At 65.0% G+C, this 21,603-nt stretch carries 8 protein-coding genes and 1 pseudogene; 8 read left to right on the forward strand and 1 reads right to left on the reverse strand.

Features of this window, described 5'->3' with window-relative positions; genetic code table 11:
• Positions 1-22: 22 nt before the first annotated feature.
• The 8 genes and pseudogenes from FJ967_RS33555 (at position 23) to FJ967_RS31275 (ending at position 15,009) form a co-directional block, all read left to right on the forward strand.
• Positions 23-196 (forward strand): hypothetical protein, encoded by a 174-nt coding sequence (locus FJ967_RS33555; protein ID WP_181176211.1) that lies wholly within the window; start codon positions 23-25, stop codon positions 194-196.
• A 57-nt stretch (positions 197-253) separates the two neighbouring features.
• Positions 254-1,552: a nitrate/nitrite transporter gene (locus FJ967_RS31245; RefSeq protein WP_140736170.1), complete on the forward strand. Its 1,299-nt coding sequence runs from the start codon at positions 254-256 to the stop codon at positions 1,550-1,552.
• An 8-nt stretch (positions 1,553-1,560) separates the two neighbouring features.
• Complete coding sequence (nirB, locus tag FJ967_RS31250) at positions 1,561-4,011, forward strand: nitrite reductase large subunit NirB (protein WP_140736171.1); 2,451 nt, start codon at positions 1,561-1,563, stop codon at positions 4,009-4,011.
• Positions 4,012-4,016: 5 nt separating this feature from the next.
• A complete protein-coding gene (nirD, locus tag FJ967_RS31255) occupies positions 4,017-4,346 on the forward strand; it encodes a nitrite reductase small subunit NirD (protein WP_140736172.1) in 330 nt (109 codons plus the stop codon).
• Between the two features lie 4 nt (positions 4,347-4,350).
• Positions 4,351-7,068, forward strand: coding sequence for a nitrate reductase (locus FJ967_RS31260; RefSeq protein WP_140736177.1), 2,718 nt, complete (start codon positions 4,351-4,353; stop codon positions 7,066-7,068).
• A gap of 138 nt (positions 7,069-7,206) precedes the next feature.
• Positions 7,207-8,601 (forward strand): efflux RND transporter periplasmic adaptor subunit, encoded by a 1,395-nt coding sequence (locus tag FJ967_RS31265; protein WP_140736173.1) that lies wholly within the window; start codon positions 7,207-7,209, stop codon positions 8,599-8,601.
• Positions 8,598-11,728: pseudogene (locus tag FJ967_RS31270) on the forward strand (MdtB/MuxB family multidrug efflux RND transporter permease subunit). Before FJ967_RS31265 ends, FJ967_RS31270 begins: the two are co-directional and overlap by 4 nt.
• Positions 11,725-15,009, forward strand: coding sequence for an efflux RND transporter permease subunit (locus tag FJ967_RS31275; RefSeq protein WP_140736174.1), 3,285 nt, complete (start codon positions 11,725-11,727; stop codon positions 15,007-15,009). Before FJ967_RS31270 ends, FJ967_RS31275 begins: the two are co-directional and overlap by 4 nt.
• 18 nt (positions 15,010-15,027) lie before the next feature.
• Here the strand turns inward: FJ967_RS31275 and FJ967_RS33560 are convergent.
• Positions 15,028-21,603, reverse strand: a 6,576-nt coding sequence (locus tag FJ967_RS33560) for an MBG-2 domain-containing protein (RefSeq protein WP_181176212.1), incomplete at its 5' end; no start/stop codon positions are given.

Here is a 21,603-nt window from a genome sequence, read left to right on the forward strand (position 1 = left end):
GCGGCGCCAACCGGAGAGGATGATGACGAAGCGGATCGCAAATGCGACGACCCTCAAGGATTTCACGCGCCGCGATTTCATCGCCAGCAGCGTGCTGACGGCGGTGCTGTTTACCGCCGCACTGCTCTTGTTTCCCACCGACCCCAGAACAGAGGGCAAGCGCCCCGAATTGACCGTCCAAGGCCAGCAGCGCTGATCGAAGCGCCCTCGATCCACAAACACGCGGCACCCCCACCGCAATCCGGAGCATCAGATGACCGCAACCCTCCCAGCCGCGCCCAGCCAGGACAGTGCTCCCCGGCAGGCGCTCACAATGTCCACCATCGCCTTCACCGTCTGCTTCGCGGTGTGGACGATCTTTTCGATCATCGGCATTCGCATCAAACAGGAGCTTGGGCTGAACGAGACGGAGTTCGGTCTGCTCGTCGGCACGCCGATCCTCACCGGCTCGCTCGTGCGCATGGTGCTCGGCGTCTGGACCGACCGCTTCGGCGGACGGCTGGTCTACACCGCAACCATGCTGGCGGCGGCGCTGGCGACCTTCCTGCTCTCCTTTGCGCACACCTACGGGCAGATGCTGCTCGCAGCGCTCGGCGTCGGCCTTGCCGGCGGCTCCTTCGCCGTCGGCGTCGCCTATGTCTCGCGCTTCTTCCCCGCCGGCAGGCAGGGTACCGCGCTCGGCATTTTCGGTGTCGGCAATGTCGGGGCCGCGGTCACCAAATTCCTGGCGCCGTTCGTGCTGCTGGCCTGGGGCTGGCAGTCGGTGGCGCAGATCTGGGCGGCCGTATTGGTCGTCATGGCGGTCGTGTTCTGGTTCACCACCGGTGACGATCCGGTCATCCGCGAGCGCCGTGCCGGCAAAGCGGCACCGGCAAGAAGCTTCTGGCAGGAATTCGCGCCGCTGAAGAACCTGCAGGTCTGGCGCTTCGCCTTCTACTACTTCTTCGCCTTCGGCGCGTTCGTGGCGCTGTCGCTCTGGCTGCCGCGCTATTTGATCGGCGTCTACGGTTTCGGCATCGCCACCGCCGGCATGATCGGCGCGGCCTATTCCATTCCGGCCAGCATCTTCCGCGCCTATGGCGGCGTGCTTTCCGACCGCATCGGTGCCCGCACCGTGCTCTACTGGACCTTCGCCGTCTGCGCCGTCGCGACCCTGGTTCTGTCTCTCCCCTCGGCGGATTACGTCGTGCGCGGCATCAGCGGGCCGATCCCGTTCCATTTCGAGATCGGCCCGGTCGCCTTCATCGCGGTCGCCTGCGTGCTCGGCTTCTTCATGAGCCTCGGCAAGGCCGCCGTCTACAAGCACATCCCAGCCTACTATCCGCAGAGCGTCGGCGCGGTCGGCGGCGTCGTCGGCATGATCGGCGGCCTTGGCGGCTTCATCCTGCCAGTCGCCTTCGGCGCGCTGAACGACCTCACCGGCGTCTGGTCGAGTTGCTTCATGCTGCTCTTCGTCATCGTCGTCACCTGCCTTGCCTGGATGCATTTTTCCATCCGCCGCATGCGCGTGGCCGCAGCTGACGCCTCAAGCCTTTCCTTCGCCGCGGAGTGAGACCTGACATGACAAAGAAACTCGTCATCATCGGCAACGGTATGGCCCCCGGGCGCATGCTGGAGCATCTGCTGGAGAAGGCGCCCGGCCGCTACGCCGTCACCATCTTCAACGCCGAACCCAGGGTGAACTACGACCGCATCATGCTGTCGCCGGTCCTGTCGGGCGAAAAGGACTACGAAGAGATCATCATCCACGGCGATGGCTGGTACATCAAGCACGGCATCACCCTCTACAAGGGCCACAGAATAGTCGCCATCGATCGCACGGCGAAGACCGTCACCTCCGACCATGGCGTGACCGAGCCTTACGACAAGCTCGTCATCGCCACCGGCTCGGTGCCGTTCATCATCCCGGTGCCCGGCCACAATCTGCCGGGCGTGCTGACCTATCGCGACCTCGACGACGTCAGGGCGATGATGCTCGCCGCCCAGTCGCGTGCCAAGGCGGTGGTCATCGGCGGCGGCCTGCTCGGGCTCGAAGCCGCCGCCGGCCTCAACGCGCAAGGCATGGACGTCACCGTTCTGCATGTCATGCCGACGCTGATGGAGCGCCAGCTCGATCCCGCCGCCGGCTATCTCCTGCAGCGGGCGGTGGAAGAGCGCGGCATCAAGGTCATCACCAAGGCCAACACCCAGGCGATATCAGGCAACGGCAAGGTCGAGCAGGTCGAACTCGCCGAAGGCACCATCATCCCGGCGACACTGGTGGTGATGGCCGTTGGCATCCGGCCCAACGCGGCACTCGCCAAGGACGCCGGCATTGCCGTCAACCGGGGCATCGTCGTCGATGCCGGCATGCGCAGCAACGACCCCGACATCTATGCGCTCGGCGAATGCGCTGAGGTCAACGGCATGGTCTACGGGCTGGTGGCGCCGCTCTATGAGATGGCGCGGGTCACCGCCAGCCAGCTGGCCGGCGACGAGACCGCCGCCTTCGTCCATTCCGACACGCCGACCAAGCTCAAGGTCACCGGCATCGAACTGTTCTCGCTGGGCGACTTCGCCGATGGCGACGACCGCCAGGAGATCGTGCTGCGTGATGCTTCGGCCGGCGTCTACAAGCGCCTGGTGCTGAAGGACGACCGCATCATCGGTACCGTGCTCTATGGCGAAACGGCCGATGGCGCCTGGTTCAACGACCTGAAGAAGAAGCAGACCGACATTTCGCAGATGCGCGATACGCTCATCTTTGGCCAGTCATACCAGGGGGGTGCCCCGCTGGACCCTATGGCGGCCGTTGCAGCCTTGCCGGATGATGCGGAAATCTGCGGCTGCAACGGCGTCTGCAAGAGCAAGATCACGAGCACGATCACGGCCAAGGGCCTGTCCTCGCTCGATGACGTGCGCGCCCACACCAAGGCCTCGGCCTCCTGCGGCTCCTGCACCGGGCTGGTCGAGAAGCTGATGGTGCTGACGCTGGGCGACACCTACAACCCGGCCGCCGTGCAGCCCATGTGCTCCTGCACCGCGCTCGGCCATGACGAGGTGCGCCGGCTGATCAAGGCCAAGGGGCTGAAGACCATTCCCGCCGTCATGCAGGAACTTGAATGGAAGACCTCCTGCGGCTGCGCCAAATGCCGGCCGGCGCTCAACTACTACCTCGTCTGCGATTGGCCGAACGAATACGCCGACGACTATCAGTCGCGCTTCATCAACGAGCGCGTCCACGCCAACATCCAGAAGGACGGCACCTATTCGGTGGTGCCGCGCATGTGGGGCGGCGTGACCAATGCCGCCGAACTGCGCGCCATCGCCGACGTCGTCGACAAGTTCGAGATCCCGATGGTCAAGGTCACCGGCGGCCAGCGCATCGACATGCTCGGCATCCGCAAGGAGGATTTGCCGGCGGTGTGGGCCGATCTCGGCCAGGCCGGCTTCGTCTCCGGCCACGCCTATGCCAAGGGCCTGCGCACGGTGAAGACCTGCGTCGGTTCCGACTGGTGCCGCTTCGGCACGCAGGACTCGACGGGCTTTGGCGTGCGCATCGAGAAGTTCATGTGGGGCTCGTGGACGCCGGCCAAGGTCAAGATGGCGGTGTCGGGCTGTCCGCGCAACTGCGCCGAGGCGACCTGCAAGGACGTTGGCGTCATCTGCGTCGACTCTGGCTACGAGATCCACTTCGCCGGCGCGGCCGGCCTCGACATCAAGGGCACCGAAGTGCTCGGCCTGGTCAGGACCGAGGACGAAGCGCTGGAGCATATCGTGGCGCTGACGCAGATGTACCGCGAGCAGGCCCGCTATCTCGAGCGCATCTACAAATGGGCCAAGCGCGTCGGAATACCCGAAATCAAGCGCCAGATCATGGACGATGCCGAGAAGCGCAAGGCCTTTTACGAGCGCTTCGTCTTCAGTCAGAAATTAGCGCAGGTCGATCCGTGGTCGGAACGCGTCTCCGGCAAGGACAAGCACGAGTTCCGGCCGATGGCTTCGGTTGGTTTTGCGCAGGCGGCGGAGTGATCATCATGGACTGGATATCGATCGGCACCCTCTCCGACATCCCCCGCCGTGGCGCGCGCTGCGTCGCCACGCCACAAGGCAAGATCGCGGTCTTCCGCACCGCGGACGATCAGGTCTTCGCCATCGACGACCATTGTCCGCACAAGGGCGGACCGCTGAGCCAGGGCATCGTCCACGGCGCGGCGGTGACCTGCCCGTTGCACAATTGGGTGATCTCGCTGGAGACCGGCAAGGCACTCGATGCCGACGAGGGCGCGGTGCGCACCATCCCGGTCAAACTCGAGGGCGAGCGTCTGTTCATCGCCCTGGAAGCGCTGGCCGGCCGTGCTGCCTGAAATCATGGAGATCGACGAAGCGCGCGAGGTGAGGACCACCTGCCCCTATTGCGGGGTGGGCTGCGGCGTGCTGGCGAAGGTCGCCGCGGACGGGCAGGTGTCCGTCCGCGGCGATCCCGATCATCCCGCGAATTTCGGCCGGCTTTGCTCCAAAGGCTCGGCGCTGGCCGAGACCATCGATCTCGACGGCAGGCTGCTTTATCCGCAGGTCCATGGCCGCCGGACAGGCTGGGACGAAGCGCTCGACCTCGTCGCTTCGACCTTCTCGCGGACCATCGCCGAGCACGGTCCCGACGCGGTCGCCTTCTATGTCTCGGGGCAGTTGCTGACCGAGGACTACTACGTCGCCAACAAGCTGATGAAGGGTTTCGTCGGCTCGGCCAACATCGACACCAATTCGCGGCTCTGCATGGCCTCCTCCGTCGCCGGCCACCGCCGCGCCTTCGGCTCCGACACGGTGCCCGGCACCTACGAGGATCTGGAACTCGCCGACCTCATCGTGCTGGTCGGCTCCAATCTCGCCTGGTGCCATCCAGTGCTCTACCAGCGCATCGCCGCGGCCCGGGAAAAGCGGCCCGGGATGAAGGTCGTGCTCATCGACCCGCGCTGCACCATGACCGCTGATATCGCCGACATGCATCTGGCGATCGCCCCGGATGGCGATGTCGCCCTGTTCACCGGCCTGCTCGACTGGCTCGGTCAGCACAATGCGCTTGACCGCACCTATATCACCGCGCACACGACCGGCTTCGGGCAGGCGCTTTTCGCCGCTTCGAAGCTCGACCTTGCCGGGGTTGCCGCGGCCACCGGCCTCGACGAGGACGAGCTTGCCCGCTTCTACAGCCTGTTCGCCGAAACCGCGAAGACGGTGACGGTCTACAGCCAGGGCGTCAACCAGTCGTCGTCCGGCACCGACAAGGTCAACGCCATCATCAATTGCCATCTCGCCACCGGCCGCATCGGCAGGCCAGGCGCCGGACCGTTTTCGGTCACCGGCCAGCCCAACGCCATGGGCGGCCGCGAGGTCGGCGGCCTGGCCAACATGCTCGCCGCCCATATGGAGATCGACAACCCCGCGCATCGCGACCGGGTCGAGCGTTTCTGGAACGCCCCGGCGATTGCGCAGCGATCCGGGCTGAAGGCCGTCGACATGTTCGAGGCGGTGGCCGACGGACGCATCAAGGCGCTGTGGATCATGGCCACCAACCCGGTCGATTCCATGCCCGACGCCGGCGCGGTCGAAGCGGCGATCAAGGCCTGTCCCTTCGTCGTGGTGTCGGACGTGCTGGAAAGCACCGATACGGTGCGCCACGCCCATGTCCGGCTGCCGGCAACGGCCTGGGGTGAGAAGGACGGCACCGTCACCAATTCCGAGCGCCGCATCTCGCGCCAGCGCGCCTTCCTGGCAGCCCCCGGCGAGGCGCGGCCCGACTGGTGGATTACAGCCGAGGTGGCGCGGCGCATGGGGTTTGCCGAGGCGTTCGCGCATGAGACGCCGGCGCAGATTTTCGCCGAGCACGCCGCGCTGTCGGGTTTCGAGAACGATGGCGTGCGGGATTTCGACATTGGCGCGTATGGCGAGATTGATGCTGAAGCCTATGAGAGGCTGACGCCATTCCAATGGCCAACGCCGAGCTCGAGCCCAGAGATGGAAACTCAAGCCGAACATCAACCCGAGACGGTCAACTCGACCGAACGCCAGCCCATCCGCTTCTTCGCCGACGGCGCCTTCTACACCCCCGACCGCAAGGCCCGCTTCATCCCCGTCCAGGCTTCGGCTGAAACCCGCATCAGCCCCGACTTCCCGCTCGTCCTCAACACCGGCCGCATCCGCGACCACTGGCACACTATGACGCGCACCGGCAAAAGCCCGCGCCTGTCCCAGCACATCGCCGAACCCTTCGTCGAAATCCATCCCGTGGATGCACAACGCCACAGGATTGGCGATGCCGACATCGCACGGGTCTCATCTCCGCGCGGCGAGGTGCTGGTCCGCGTGCTGGTGACCACGCGCCAACGCCAAGGCAGCCTGTTCGCGCCAATGCACTGGACCGACCAGTTCGCCGCCAGGGGCCGGCTCGACACGCTGACGGCATCGCTCACCGATCCGGTGTCAGGCCAACCCGCGCTGAAGTATGTTGCCGTCCGCATCGAGAAATTTACCGCTAGGGTTTTCGGCTTCGCCGTGACACGCAAGAGACCGGCGACGATTGCCGCCGATTACTGGGCGGTGGCCCGATGCCGGGGTGGCTGGCGGGTCGAGTTCGCCCTTGCCCGCGACGATGTCGACTGGACGGCCTTCGCCACCTCGCTCTTCGGTGCCGTGGATGCCGAAGTCCTCGCCTACCATGACCGCGATGCCGGCCAGCACCGCATCGCGGCCTTCGATGGCGCGCAACTGGTGGGCGCCTTGTATGTCGCGCCGGACCCGGTCGCCGTATCGAGAGGCTGGGCAGCGCAGCAGCTCGAAGAGATCCATGCCAGCCAGCGCCAGCGCTTCAGGATCGTCGCCGGCCGTGCCGGTACCGAACAGCCCGATGCGGGCGCGACGGTCTGCTCCTGTTTCAATGTCGGGGTCAACCAGATCACGGCGGCCGCAGCGGCCGGCTGCATCACCGTCGACGCCATCGGCGTCGCGCTGAAGGCAGGCACCAATTGCGGCTCCTGCCGCTCCGAGATTCGCGCGATCATCGCGGCCAGCCGGGTTCAGGCCGCCGAGTGAAGGCGTCCGACCTTAACTGGCGAAGTGGCACGGCCTTGCGAAATCGGTGAGGTCTTTAGGGGTTCGAACCTGTCTAACAGTTAATTCGACTTCGCGGGGGTTCGGCCATATTGGTTGATGGGGGTGAAAGATGCCGCCATGGACCAGCAACTGGAAATGCCCCTGCAGACAACCGTCGCGCCACACCGTTCGCGCGGCTGGATTCCGTGGCTGATCTTCTTCGCCTTCGTCGTCGCAACCGGAGCCTATCTCTATGAGCGTCCGCCGACCCTGCCCAGACAACAGGGCAACCGGCGAAACGCGCAGCCCATGTCGATCGGCGCCGCTACCATCGACAAAGGCACGATGGACGTCGCCCTCGATGCGCTGGGCACCGTCACCTCGCTCTCCACCGTGACGGTCAAGACACAGGTCACCGGCCCCCTTCTCCAGGTGAATTTCAAGGAAGGCCAGGACGTCAGGAAGGGCGATCTGCTGGCTGAGATCGATCCTCGCCCCTATCAGGCGGCGCTCGCCCAGGCACAGGGTCAGCTCGCCCGCGACCAGGCAATGCTGAACGACGCCCAGCTTGACCTCGCGCGTGACAAGACGCTGGTCGACCAGGGAACGGTAACGCACCAGGCCTACGATGCCCAGGTTGCGCTGGTCGGTCAGGACGCGGGCACGATCGAGTACGACAAGGCCTTGATCCAGTCCGCCACGGTCAATCTCGACGACTGCCGCATCCTGTCGCCGACGGATGGACGGGCGGGCCTGCGCCAGGTGGACGAGGGCAACTACATGACCCCGGGCGACGCCAACGGCATCGTCGTCATCACCCGCATCCAGCCGATCAGCGTGCTGTTCACCGTGCCCGAGGATCAATTGCCCGCGATCGCGCAACGCATGCAGCAGGGCGCCACCTTGCCCGTCACCGCCTTCGACCGCGCCGGAGCCAGGAAACTCGCCGACGGCCAGCTCGAGACCTTCGACAGCCAGATCGACCCGAGCACCGGCACCATCAAGCTGAGGGCCGGTTTCGGCAACGACCAGCGCCTCCTCTATCCAAACCAGTTCGTCAACGTCGAGCTTCTCGTCGACCAGCACAAGGACGTGGCGATCGCGCCGGTCGCGGCGATCCAGCGCGGCCTGCCCGGCACGTTCGTCTATCTGGTCAATCCTGACAGCACCGTTTCCGTGCGCAAGGTTACGCTTGGTGTCACCAATGGCGAACGCGTCGAAATCCTGTCGGGGCTCAACCCCGGCGACAGCGTCGTCGTCGACGGTGCCGACAAGCTTCGCGACGGTGCCCACATCAACCTGCGCCAGGACGGTCAGGCCAACCCCGCACAGCCCTCGGCGACGGCCTCGACCACGGGGCAGGCAACACCGCCGGCCGAGACGGGAAACCCGGCAAGCCCACCGGCCCAGGCAAACGTGCCCGCGGATACGCAATCGGATGGACAGGCACCGGACGGCGCCACCCGCAAGCATCAGGGCCACAAGCACCGGCATTCGCAAACGGGACAGCCGGAGTCCGGGCAGACGCAATGAGCCCGTCACGCGCCTTCATCCTGCGGCCGGTGGCGACATCGCTGTTCATGGTGGCGATCATGCTGTCGGGCATGCTGGCCTACCGCTATCTGCCGGTCTCCGCCTTGCCCGAGGTCGACTATCCGACCATCCAGGTACAGACCTTCTATCCCGGCGCCAGCCCCGACGTTATGACGTCCTCGGTCACAGCGCCGCTGGAAGTCCAGCTCGGCCAGATCGCCAACCTCAACCAGATGAACTCGGTGAGTTCGGCCGGGTCGTCCGTCATCACGCTGCAGTTCAGCCTGGCGATCTCGCTCGATGTCGCCGAGCAGGAGGTGCAGGCCGCCATCAACGCCGCCGGCAACCTCTTGCCCGCCGACCTGCCGGCGCCGCCGATCTACGCCAAGGTCAATCCGGCCGACGCACCGGTGCTCACGCTTGGCCTGACCTCGGCCACCATGCCGCTGCGCGACGTGCAGCAACTCGCCGACACCAGGCTGGCGCAGAAGATATCGCAGCTGCCGGGCGTTGGCCTCGTCAGCCTCTCGGGCGGCCAGCGCCCCGCCGTGCGCGTCCAGGCCGACCCACGCAAGCTCGCGCCTACGGCCTCAATCTCGATGACCTGCGCACCACTTTGGGGAGCGCCAATGTCAACACGCCGAAGGGCAATTTCGACGGCCCCTCGCGCGCCTACACCATCAACGCCAACGACCAGTTGAAGAGCGCCGACGAATACCGTTCGCTGATCGTCGCCTACAGGAACGGCGCGCCTGTACGGCTGAGCGATGTAGCCGACGTGGTCGATGCCACGGAAAACAACCGGCTCGCCGCCTGGATGGACGCCACGCCGGCGATCATCCTCAACATCCAGCGCCAGCCCGGCGCCAACGTCATCGACGTGGTCGACCGTATCAAGGCGCTGCTGCCGCAGCTCCAGGCCTCACTGCCGAGCGCCGTCGACGTCAAGGTGCTGACCGACCGCACCACCACCATCCGCGCCTCGGTGCGCGATGTCGAGTACGAGCTTACGCTCGCCATCATCCTGGTCGTGCTGGTCATCTTCGTCTTCCTGCGCAGCGCGCGCGCCACGCTCATCCCGAGCCTCTCGGTACCGCTGTCGCTGGTCGGCACGCTGGGCGTGATGTATCTGTTCGGCTTCAGCCTCGACAATCTGTCACTGATGGCGCTGACCATCGCCACCGGCTTCGTCGTCGACGACGCCATCGTCGTCATCGAGAACGTCGCCCGCTATGTCGAGGAAGGCGCGACACCGATGCAGGCGGCGCTGAAGGGCTCGCAGCAGATCGGCTTCACCATCATCTCGCTGACCGTCTCGCTGATCGCGGTGCTGATCCCGCTTCTGTTCATGGGCGATGTCGTGGGCCGGCTGTTCCGCGAATTCTCCATCACGCTCGCCACCACCATCCTGATCTCCGCCGTGGTGTCGCTGACGCTGGTGCCGATGGCCTGCGCCAAGCTGCTCAAACCGCTCAAGGCGGTGCGCGAGAACGCCCTGCAGCGCGCCAGCCGCGAATTCTTCGACTGGGTGATCCGCGGCTACGGCCGGGCGCTGAGCTGGGTGCTCGACCGCCAGACGCTGATGCTGGTGGTGGCGGCGGCGACCCTGGTGCTGACGGCTGCCCTCTACGTCGTCATCCCCAAGGGCTTCTTCCCCGTGCAGGACACCGGCGTCATCCAGGCGATCACCGAAGCGCCGCAGTCGATCTCCTATGCCGCCATGGCGGATCGCCAGCAGCAGCTGGCCGCCATCATTCTCAGGGATCCCGACGTCGAGAGCCTGTCGTCCTTCATCGGCGTCGACGGCACCAACACTACGATGAATGTCGGCCGCATCCTGATCAACCTCAAGCCGCATGAAGAGCGCACCGCAGACATCACCCAAGTCATCGCGCGCCTGAAACAGGAAGCCGCTTCAGTGGCCGGGGTCACGCTCTACCTGCAACCGGTTCAGGATCTGACCATCGACGGCCAGGTCAGCCGCACCCAGTATCAATTCGTGCTCCAGGACGCCAACGCCGACGAACTGGGCGAATGGACGCCGAAGCTGCTCGCAAAGCTGAACACGCTGCCGCAACTCGCCGATGTCGCAAGCGACCTGTCGAACAGTGGCCTTGCCGTCTTTGTCGACATCGACCGCGACCAGGCCGCGCGCTTTGGCATCACGCCGGCAACCGTCGACAACGCGCTCTACGACGCCTTCGGCCAGCGCATGGTCTCGACCATCTACACCACGTCGAGCCAGTACCGCGTCATTCTCGAGGCAGCCCCTTCCGAGCAGGATACGCTCAAGGCGCTGTCCTCCGTCTATCTGCCGTCGTCGACGGGCGGCGCGCCGGTGCCGCTGTCGGTGGTGGCAACCACTCACATCGCCACCTCGCCGCTGCAGATCACCCATATGGGCCAATTCCCGGCCACCACCGTCTCGTTCAACCTGGCGCCCGGCGCGTCTCTGGGAGAGGCGGTCAGCGCGATCGAAAAGGCGCAGGTCGACATCGGCATGCCGCTCGGCATCATCACCAGCTTCCAGGGCGCGGCGCGCGCCTTCCAGGCCTCGCTCGACAACACGCTGTTCCTGATCCTGGCCGCGGTGGTGACGGTCTATATCGTGCTTGGCGTGCTCTATGAGAGCTTCATCCACCCCATCACCATCCTGTCGACGCTGCCTTCGGCAGGTATCGGCGCGCTGCTGGCGCTGATGATCGCCGGCCAGGACCTGACCATCATCTCGATCATCGGCATCATCCTCTTGATCGGCGTGGTCAAGAAGAACGCCATCATGATGATCGACTTCGCGCTCGATGCGCAGCGCAACGAGAGCAAGGCGCCGCGAGAAGCGATCTACCAGGCCTGCCTGTTGCGCTTCCGTCCCATCCTGATGACGACGCTGGCGGCGATGCTCGGCGCGCTGCCTTTGATGCTTGGTACCGGCGTCGGCTCGGAACTGCGCCATCCCCTCGGCGTCTCCATCGTCGGCGGCCTGCTGCTCAGCCAGTTGCTGACGCTGTTCACCACGCCGGTGATCTATCTCTGGTTCGACCGCCTTGCCGCCCGCATGCAAGGCATCGAACCCAATCCGCCCCGTGCCGCTCTTTCCGGTACCGCGCGCGCGGACGCAGCGCCGTGAACCTGTCGGTTCCCTTCATCCGGCGGCCGGTGGCGACCACCTTGCTGACCTTCGGCCTGCTGGCGGCGGGGCTGGTGGCGTTTCCGCAATTGCCGGTGGCGCCGCTGCCGGCGGTCGATTACCCCGTCATCTCGGTGTCGGCCTCACTGCCGGGCGCCAGCCCCCAGGTGGTGGCCAACACTGTCGCCAGCCCACTCGAACGGCATCTCGGCGAGATCGCCGATGTCAACGAAATGACCTCGTCAAGCAGCGTCGGCAGCGCCCGGATCACCTTGCAGTTCGGACTGGACCGCGACATCGACGGCGCCGCGCGTGACGTGCAGGCGGCGATCAATGCCGCCCGCGCCGACCTGCCGTCCAGCCTGCGTTCCAACCCGACCTACCGCAAGGTCAATCCCGCCGACGCCCCGATCCTTGTCCTGTCGATGACGTCGGACACTCTGTCCAAGGGCCAGCTCTTCGACGCCGCCAGCACCGTGCTGGCGCAGAAACTGTCGCAGGTCGACGGCGTCGGCGAGGTATCGGTGGGCGGCGCCTCGCTGCCGGCGGTGCGCGTCGAGCTCAATCCGCAGGTGCTCTACGACTACGGCATCGGGCTGGAGGATGTGCGCGCCACTCTCGCCTCGGCCAACGCCCATAGCCCCAAGGGCGCGATCGACGTCGGCGACCAGCGTTATCAGATCTACGCCAACGACCAGGCCAACCAGGCGGACGCCTATCGCCCGCTGATCGTCGCCTACCGCAACGGCGCGCCGGTCAGGCTTTCCGACGTCGGCCAGGTCAACGATTCCGTCGAGAACATCCGCAATGCCGGACTGGCCAACGGCAAGCCGGGTGTGCTGATCATCCTCAACCGCTCGCCCAACGCCAACATCATCGCGACGGTGGATCGGGTGAAGGCGCTGCTGCCGACGCTGCGGGCCTCGATCTCATCAGCCATCGACCTCTCGGTCGCGCTCGACCGCTCGACCACCATCCGCGCTTCGCTGAGCGAGGTCGCGCAAACACTGATGATCGCCATCGGCCTGGTGATCCTCGTCGTCTTCGCCTTCCTGCGCGACGTGCGCTCGGCGCTGGTGCCGATCGTGGCCGTGCCGGTATCGCTGGTCGGCACATCAGGCGCCATGTACCTGCTCGGCTTCAGCATCGACAATCTGTCGCTGATGGCGATGACTGTCGCCACCGGCTTCGTCGTCGACGACGCCATCGTCGTGCTCGAAAACATCGCCCGCCACACAGCGTCCGGCATGGGCCGCATGGAGGCGGCCATCAAGGGCTCCCAGGAAGTCGGCTTCACCGTGCTGTCGATGAGCCTGTCGCTGATCGCCGTCTTCATTCCGATCCTGCTCATGGGCGGCATCGTCGGCCGGCTGTTTCGCGAATTCGCCATCACGCTATCGGCGGCGATCCTGGTCTCGCTCGCCATCTCGCTGACCACCACGCCGATGATGTGTTCGATCCTGCTGCGCCCCCAACAGGAACGCGGTCATGGCCGGCTCTACCGCTTCAGCGAACGTATCTTCGAAGCCATGCTGGGCTTCTATCGCCGGTCACTGTCCTGGGCGCTCGACAACCCGCGGCTGGTCATGGCGGTTCTTGCGGCGACGCTCTGCCTCAATGGCTACCTCTACGTCACCATTCCGAAAGGCTTCTTCCCGCAGCAGGATACGGGACGGCTGACCGGCTCGATCCAGGCCGACCAGGCGACCTCCTTCCAGTCAATGCAGCACAAGCTCAGCCAGTTCGCCGCCATCGTCGGCAAGGATCCGGCCGTCGACACGGCGGTCGGCGTCACCGGCGGCGGCCAGACCAATTCAGGCTACATGTTTGTGTCGCTGAAGCCGCTGGCCGAGCGCAAGATCTCCGCCGACCAGGTGATCGCCAGGCTGCGGCCCAAACTGGCTGTCGTTCCGGGCGCCACGCTTTTCCTGCAGGCGGTGCAGGACATACGCGTCGGTGGCCGCCAGTCGAACGCGCAGTACCAGTACACGTTGCAAGGCGACAGTTTCGACGAACTGGCGGAGTGGGCGCCGAAGCTCGCCGCCGCCCTGCAAACGGAGCCCAGGCTCACCGACGTCAACAGCGACCAGCAGAACAAGGGCCTGGAAGCCGACGTCACCATCGATCGTGACACGGCAACGCGGCTCGGCATATCGGCAAGCGAGATCGACAACACGCTCTACGACGCCTTCGGCCAGCGCCAGGTGTCCACCATCTATGTCCAGCGCAACCAGTATCACGTCATCATGGAAGTGGCGCCGCAATACTGGCAGACCCCGGACGCTTTGAAAAAAGTCTATGTCAGCACATCGGGCGGATCGGTCGGCGGATCGCAGTCGAGCAATGCGGTCGCCGGCACCTTCGTCGTACCCGGCACGTCCACGACTGCCCAGTCGATCGCCGCCGACGCGGCGCGCAACCAGGCCAACAATTCCATCACCAGCACCGGCAGGAGCGCCGCCTCGACCGGTTCGGCGGTCAGCACCGGAGCCGAGACCATGGTGCCGCTGTCGGCCATCGCGCATTACGGTCCCGGCAGCACCCCGCTTTCGGTCAATCACCAGGGCCTGTTCGTGGCCACCACCCTGTCTTTCAACCTGGCACCGGGTGTCGCGCTCAGCGAAGGGGTCGAAGCCATCAACGCGGCAGCCGACCGCATCGGCATGCCGGCCACGATCCACGGCAGTTTCCAGGGCACGGCGCGCGTCTTCCAGGACTCGCTCTCCGATCAGCCGCTGCTGATCCTGGCCGCGCTGATTGCCGTCTATGTCGTGCTCGGCATCCTCTACGAAAGCTACGCGCACCCGCTGACCATTCTGTCGACCCTGCCGTCGGCCGGTGTCGGCGCATTGCTCGCCTTGTCGCTGTTCGACATCGAATTCTCGATCATGGCGCTGATCGGCATCATCCTCCTGATCGGCATCGTCAAGAAGAACGCCATCATGATGATCGACTTCGCGCTGGCTGCCGAGCGCAATGACGGCAAGTCGGCGCACGATGCCATCTATCAGGCGTGCCTGCTGCGCTTCCGCCCGATCATGATGACGACCATGGCGGCGCTGTTCGGCGCCGTGCCGCTGGCCATCGGCCTTGGCGAAGGCGCCGAATTGCGCCAGCCGCTCGGCATCGCTATCGTCGGCGGCCTCATCCTGAGCCAGATCCTGACGCTCTACACGACGCCGGTCATCTACATCTATGTCGACCGCTTCGGCCGCTGGTGCCAGCGGCTGCGCCGCGGGACGCCCCGGTTGCCGACACTGCGCCCGCAGCCGGGAGAGTAAGGCGCCGGCCTGACGCCTTTACTGGATGGATGCAGCGCAGACAGCGGCAGTCTGCGCCATGTCCTGGCAGAAGGCCGGACCGTCGAGGCGCGGATCCTCGAAAAGCGCCTGCTCGCCGCCGCCGGGCGGCTGCCCGGTGAAGAACACCGGGACGGGCTGGCCGGCGCCATGGCTGACCGCGCTGTAGGCGACGACGCTGGCGGTATCGGCCGAGGGCACGACATTGCCTGGCTGCACGACGAGGTTCGCGCCGACATAGGTCAGATCATAGTTGGCCGAAGCGGCGAGGCTGCCCTGCTCGATGGCATAGCTGCCCGGCGCGCTGGCCGTGGTTGCATCGGTCGAAAGCGCCCCGGTGAGCGCATCGCCGCTTGCCAGTCCCAGGCCGCCGATCATGTAGGTGAGCGGGGAGTTGGGCATGCCCTGTGCCCGGCTTTGCGCATCGGCCATGACAGTGATGGCGCGCCTGTCGATGGTGAAATTCGTGCCGCCCACGAAGCTGATGTCATAGTTCGAATTGTTGGCGTTGGTCAGTGTCCCCTGGCCGATCGCATAGGCACCGGCATCCTCGCCGGCGACACGGTCGAGCGCGCCGACAAGGGCAGCGCCATTGCCCAGGCTCGACGTCGCGTAGCCCAGGGATGACGGATCGGCATTGCCGTAGATCTTGCCCTGCCCCGATGTGGCGGTGACCGTCACTGCCCGTTTGCCGATCGTGAAGCTCGCGCCGCCGACGAAGGTGATGTCGTAGTTCGAATTGCTGGCGTTGGAGAGCGTGCCCTGGCCGATGGCGTAGCTGCCGACATCCTCGCCGCTTGCCCGGCCAAGCGCGCCGACAAGTGCCGCGCCATTGCCGAGGCCCGACGTGGTGTAGCCATAGGTCGACAGATCCAGATCGCCATAGGTCTTCTCCTGGCCCGCAGTCGCCGTGACGGTGATGGCACGCTTGCCGATGACGAAGATCGAACTGTCGAAAGTGATGTCGTAGTTAGAATTGTTGGCGTTGGTCAGCGTGCCCTGGCCGATCGCGTAGCCGCCGGCATTTTCGCCGCTCGCCCGGTCCAGCGCGCCGACAAGCGCAACGCCGGTGCCGAGGCCCGAATTGGTAAAGCCATAGGTCGACGGGTCGGCATCGCCGTAGGTTTTGCCTTGGCCAGCCATTGCCGTGACCGTCACCGCGCGCTTGCCGATGGCGAACGTCGAACCATCGAAAGTGATGTCGTAGTTCGAGTTGTTGGCGTTGGTCAGCGTGCCCTGCCCGATTGCGTAGCCGCCGACATCCTTGCCCGAAGCGCGTTCGAGCGCGCCGACAAGGGCGACACCACTGCCGAGGCCCGAATTGGTAAAGCCATAGCTCGATGGATCGGCATTGCCATAGGTTTTGCCCTGGCCTGCCGTCGCTGTCACCGTAACCGCCCGTTTGGCGATGGTGAAGTCAGTCCCGGTCGTGAAGGTGATATCGTAGTTCGAATTGTTGGCGTTGGTGATCGTACCCTGGCCGATCGCGTAGCCGCCGACATCCTCCCCAAAGGCCCGGTCGAGCGCGCCGACGAGGGCGACACCATTGCCGAGGCCTGATGTCGTGTAGCCGTACGAGGATGGATCGGTATTGCCGTAGGTCTTGCCTTGGTTGGCGCTTGCCGTGACCGTGACGGCCCGCTTGCCTATGTTGAAGGTCGAGCTGTCGAAGGTGATGTCGTAGTTCGAGTTGTTGGCGTTGGTGATCGTACCCTGCCCGATCGCGTAGCCGCCGACATTCTCGCCCGAGGCCCGGTCGAGCGCGCCGACGAGTGCGACACCACTGCCGAGGCTTGACGTGGTGTAGCCCAGGGATAACGGGTCGGCATCGCCATAGGTCTTGCCCTGGTTGGCGCTCGCCGTGACCGTGACGGCCCGCTTGCCTATGGTGAAGGTCGAGCTGTCGAAAGTGATGTCATAGTTCGAATTGTTGGCGTTGGTCAGCGTCCCCTGCCCGATGGCATAGCCGCCGACATTTTCACCGGCGGCGCGATCGAGCGCACCGACCAGGGCCACGCCGGTCCCGAGATTGGAATAGGTATAAAGGTAGGACGACGGATCGGCATCGCCATAGATCTTGCCCTGGTTGGCGCTTGCCGTAACCGTGACCGCCCGCTTGCCTATGGCGAAGGTCGAGCTGTCGAAGGTGATGTCGTAGTTCGAGTTGTTGGCGTTGGTGATCGTACCCTGCCCGATCGCATAATCACCGACATTTTCTCCGGCCACGCGATCGAGCGCCCCGACCAGTGCCGCACCAGTCCCAAGATCGGAATAGGTGTAGAGGTAGGATGACGGGTCGGCATCGCCATAGGTCTTGCCTTGATTGGCGCTCGCCATAACGGTGACCACCCGCTTGCCGATGTTGAAGGTCGAGCTGTCGAAGGTGATGTCGTAGTTCGAATTGTTGGCGTTGGTCAGTGTGCCCTGGCCGATGGCATAACCCCCGACATTCTCGCCAGCAGTGCGATCGAGTGAGCCGGCAAGAGCAACGCCGCTGCCGAGGTCGGTGTAGGTGTAGAGGTAGGACGACGGATCGGTATCGCCGTACGCCTTGCCCTGGTTAGCGCTTGCCGTAACGGTGACCGCGCGCTTGCCGATGGTGAAATTGCTGCCCTCGAACGTGATGTCATAGTTCGAATTGTTGGCGTTGGTCAGCGTGCCCTGCCCCATGGCATAGCCGCCGACATTCTCACCGGCAGTGCGATCGAGCGCACCGACCAGTGCGACACCGCTGCCGAGACCTGACGTGGTAAAGCCATAGGACGACGGATCGGCATCGCCATAAGTCTTGCCCTGGTTGGCGCTCGCGGTGACCGTGACCGCCCGCTTGCCGATGCTGAAGTCGTTGCTCTCGAAAGTGATATCGTAATTCGAGTTCGCAGCGTTGGTCAGCGTGCCCTGCCCGATGGCATAGCTGCCGACGTTCTCACCGGCCGTGCGATCGAGTGCACCCACCAACGCCGCACCCGTGCCGAGGTCGGAATAGGTATAGAGATAGGACGACGGGTCGGCATCGCCGTAGATCTTGCCCTGATTGGTGCTCGCGGTGACCGTGACCGCCCGCTTGCCGATGTCGAAGTCGTTGCTCTCGAAAGTGATGTCGTAATTCGAGTTCGCCGCGTTGGTCAGCGTTCCCTGCTCTATGACATAGCTGCCGACATTTTCGCCGGCCGTGCGATCGAGTGAGCCAACCAGCGCCACACCCGCGCCGAGATCGGAATAGGTATAGAGGTAGGAAGACGGATCGGCATCGCCGTACGTCTTGCCCTGGCCGGAATTGGCCGTGACCGTCACGGCACGCCTGGCGATGGTGAAATCAGCGCCGATGAAGGTGATGTCGTAGTTGGAGTTTGTTACGTCGAGCGTACCCTGGCCGATCGTATACGTGCCTGCATTCTCGCCCGCCTCGCGGTCGAGACTGCCCGTCAGCGTCAAACCGCCCAGATTGGAGACGGAGTAGCTATAGGTGGCAGGATCGCTGTCGCCATAGACCTTGCCTTGTCCCTGATCGACGGTGACGGTGATGGCCCGTTTGCCGATCGTGAAATCGGCGCCCAGATAGGTGATGTCGTAATTGGTATTGTTGGCGTTGGTCAGCGTTCCCTGGCCGATCGCGTAGGCGCCGGCGTTCTCGCCGGCGACACGGTCCAGCGAGCCGGCCAGGGCGACGCCGTTGCCGAGATCGGAAACCGTGTAAGTGTAGGATGTGGGGTCGGCGTCGCCAAAGGTCTTGCCCTGGCTGGAATTGGCCGTGACCGTGATCGCCCGCTTCGCGACGCTGAGCAGGCCGGCGCTGTTGAAGGCGAAGGCATAGCCGTTAACAGAACTCAGGCTGCCGGCGCCGATGGTGATGGCATAAGGCCCGCCGCCAACCTGCTCGTCGGCGGGCAACGTGGCGGAGGACAGTGACGGCGCACCGGTGAATGTGTTGGCCGCGCTGTCGCCGAGATAGGCATTGGCGGCGCCCGTCTGATAGCCCGAGACCGTGTAGGCGAGCGCCGGAACCGTCGTGTCGCCATAGATCTTGGTGGTGTTGGTCGAGGTGAAGGTCAGCGTCGGCTGGTAGGCGAAGACATAGCGGTTGCCGCTCGCGCTCACCGCCCCGCCGGCCGCCGTGCTCCAAACCGCCGTATTGCCGCTGTTGAGATTGCCGAATGTGTTGCCGGTGGGCGCCGCCGCATAGACCAACCAGCGGCCGCTTGTGGCGGTCACGGCATCGCTGCCGCGGCTGTTGATGAACTTGCCGCCGGCGGCAAGCACCGGATTGGCGCCGCTGACCTTGGCGCCGGCCGCGATCGTCAGATCGCCCGTGGTCTGCAGATTGACCTGATCCGTCGTGGTCACACCGGAAGTGGATACGCCACGTGCATTGCCGATGCTGCCGATGACCAGCCCGCCCAGGTCGGTGAGCGCCACCGACCCGACATTGCCGGCGATCGTGCCGATCTGGTTACCGGCGTTGGTCAGGTTGAACCCGCCCGTGCGGCCGAGCCAAAGCGAGCCCGCCGACACGCTGCTGGTCTGCGTCACCGTGCCGTTGGACGACAGCGCCATCGTCCCGGCACCGATCGATATTGCCTGATCGAGCGCGAAGGTGGTCGCCGCCGTCTCGATCTGCCAGTTGGCGAAGGACAGGCTGCCGACATAGGTCGACCCCACGGTGGTCGCGGCGGCGCTTTGCAGCGCCGACAGAGAGGTGATCGAGCTGTCGGCCTCGTCGAGACGCCAGTTGCCGTAGACATTGAGATTGGAGACGTTGCCGCCCGACAGGCCCGTGCGGAAGGTCACGCCATTCTGGGCCCCCGAGCTGTCGTTCGGATCGGCATCGCGAACCGTGTAGGCCAGTACGCTGTCATTGATCCAGCCGGTCGGCACGGCGATGTAGTAATAGCCGTTGACGCCGGTGGTGACGGTGCCGATATCGACGCCGTTCGAAACGCCGGTGACGAAACCCGGGTTCTTCACATAATAGGGCTGTCTCGTGCCGGAAGAGAGCGGGGTGACGCCATTGTCCTTGTAGGCGATGCCGGAAATCGCCTGGACGCCGTTCGGATAGTAGCTGTTGAGATAGGGATAGAGTCCGCCCGTTCCCCCGCCGAAGGCCGCGCTCAGGCCGGTTGCGCCACCGCCTTGCAACTGCGCCGTGGTCAGCCCTGTACTGGTCCCGGCCGCGTAGTTCAGACCCACGCCCGTGGTCGTTCCCGACGTGGTGGTGTCGAAATAGACATTCGTGAGCGAGGTATTGGACAAGCCGACGCTGCCGCCGATGTCGGTGGCGCCCATCGTTCCGTTCACGGCGCCGGTCGAATACCCGTCGCTCAGTGTCCCCAGATTGATCCCAACCAGGCCACCGACCTTGATGCCGCCGAGAACCGAGCCGGTGGCATAGACCTGGCTGATCGTCCCGCTGTTGGAGCCGACAAGGCCGCCGACCGCGCTCGCATCGCGAGATTGCACCGCCACGGTCGAGAACGATCGTGTGATCGTGCCGAAGTTGGTCCCGACCAGACCGCCGGAGCCGCCGGAACCTTCCAGGTACCCGCTTGCCCAGACACCGGAGATCGTGCCTCTGCTTAACCCGGCGATCGCTCCCGTGTCGTAGGAGCCGCTGGTATAGCCGTCCACCAGGCCGACATTGCGCACGACGCCGGACTGGCCGATATAGCCGAACAGGCCGACATAGTTCGACGGAATCTGCCTGACCCAAAGCTGGTTGATGATGTGGCCGAGCCCGTCGAACGTGCCGTTGAAACCGAAGCCGCCATTCTGGATATTGGTATTGCCGTCGGTGCCGAGCGCCGTGAACCCCATCAGGTTGTTCCAGGAGTAGGTGGAACTGGCCTCGATGTCGTTGGCGAGCGCGTAGCGGCCGTTCAAGCCGCTGTTGATCGCCTGCAGCCCGTTGATGTCGTAGATCAGCGTATAGCCCTGTCCGTTGATCGACAGGGCCTGCCCGCCCGGCGTGCCGGTGAAAGTCAGCTTCGCGCCGAGCGCATAGGTGATGGCGCCGCCGGTGCCGCCATTGTTGGTGACCAGCGAAATTCCGCCCACGCCGCCGATCGTGGCGCCGGCGTTGAAGACAATGGAATGATAGGCGCTGAGCGTCAGCGTGGTGTCGCTCCAGCTGATCGGTGCCGCGACCGTGATGTCGCCGGCCTGCGAGCCGCCGCTGCCTGTCGAGATCGTCACATTGGCCATCGCCAGCTGGTTCTGGAGCGTGGTGACGTTGATCACGCTGTCATTGGCGCCGGCGGTGAAGCCGCCGGTATCGGCCGCATTGGAAATGGTGACATTGTATGGATCGAGCAGCAGGTCGCCGGTATAGCCGAACCTGGCCCTGAGGTCGGCGGAGCCGGTGAAGTCGAGCCGCTGCTTGCCCGACACTTCGGTGAAGCCGCCATTGCCGCCTCCGTCTCCGCCGCGAGCGGAAATCTTGCCGGCGAACGTCGTCACCGCGTCGGACCAGACGATGATGGTGCCGCCGTCGCCATTACTGGTCGCGTCGGCCTTGATCGTCGTGGCGGCATCTATTTCCGTCGTCTCGGCCCGCTGCAGCGTACCCGAGCCCTGCTTGTC

This window comes from Mesorhizobium sp. B2-3-4, assembly GCF_006442315.1.
Lineage (GTDB): Bacteria > Pseudomonadota > Alphaproteobacteria > Rhizobiales > Rhizobiaceae > Mesorhizobium.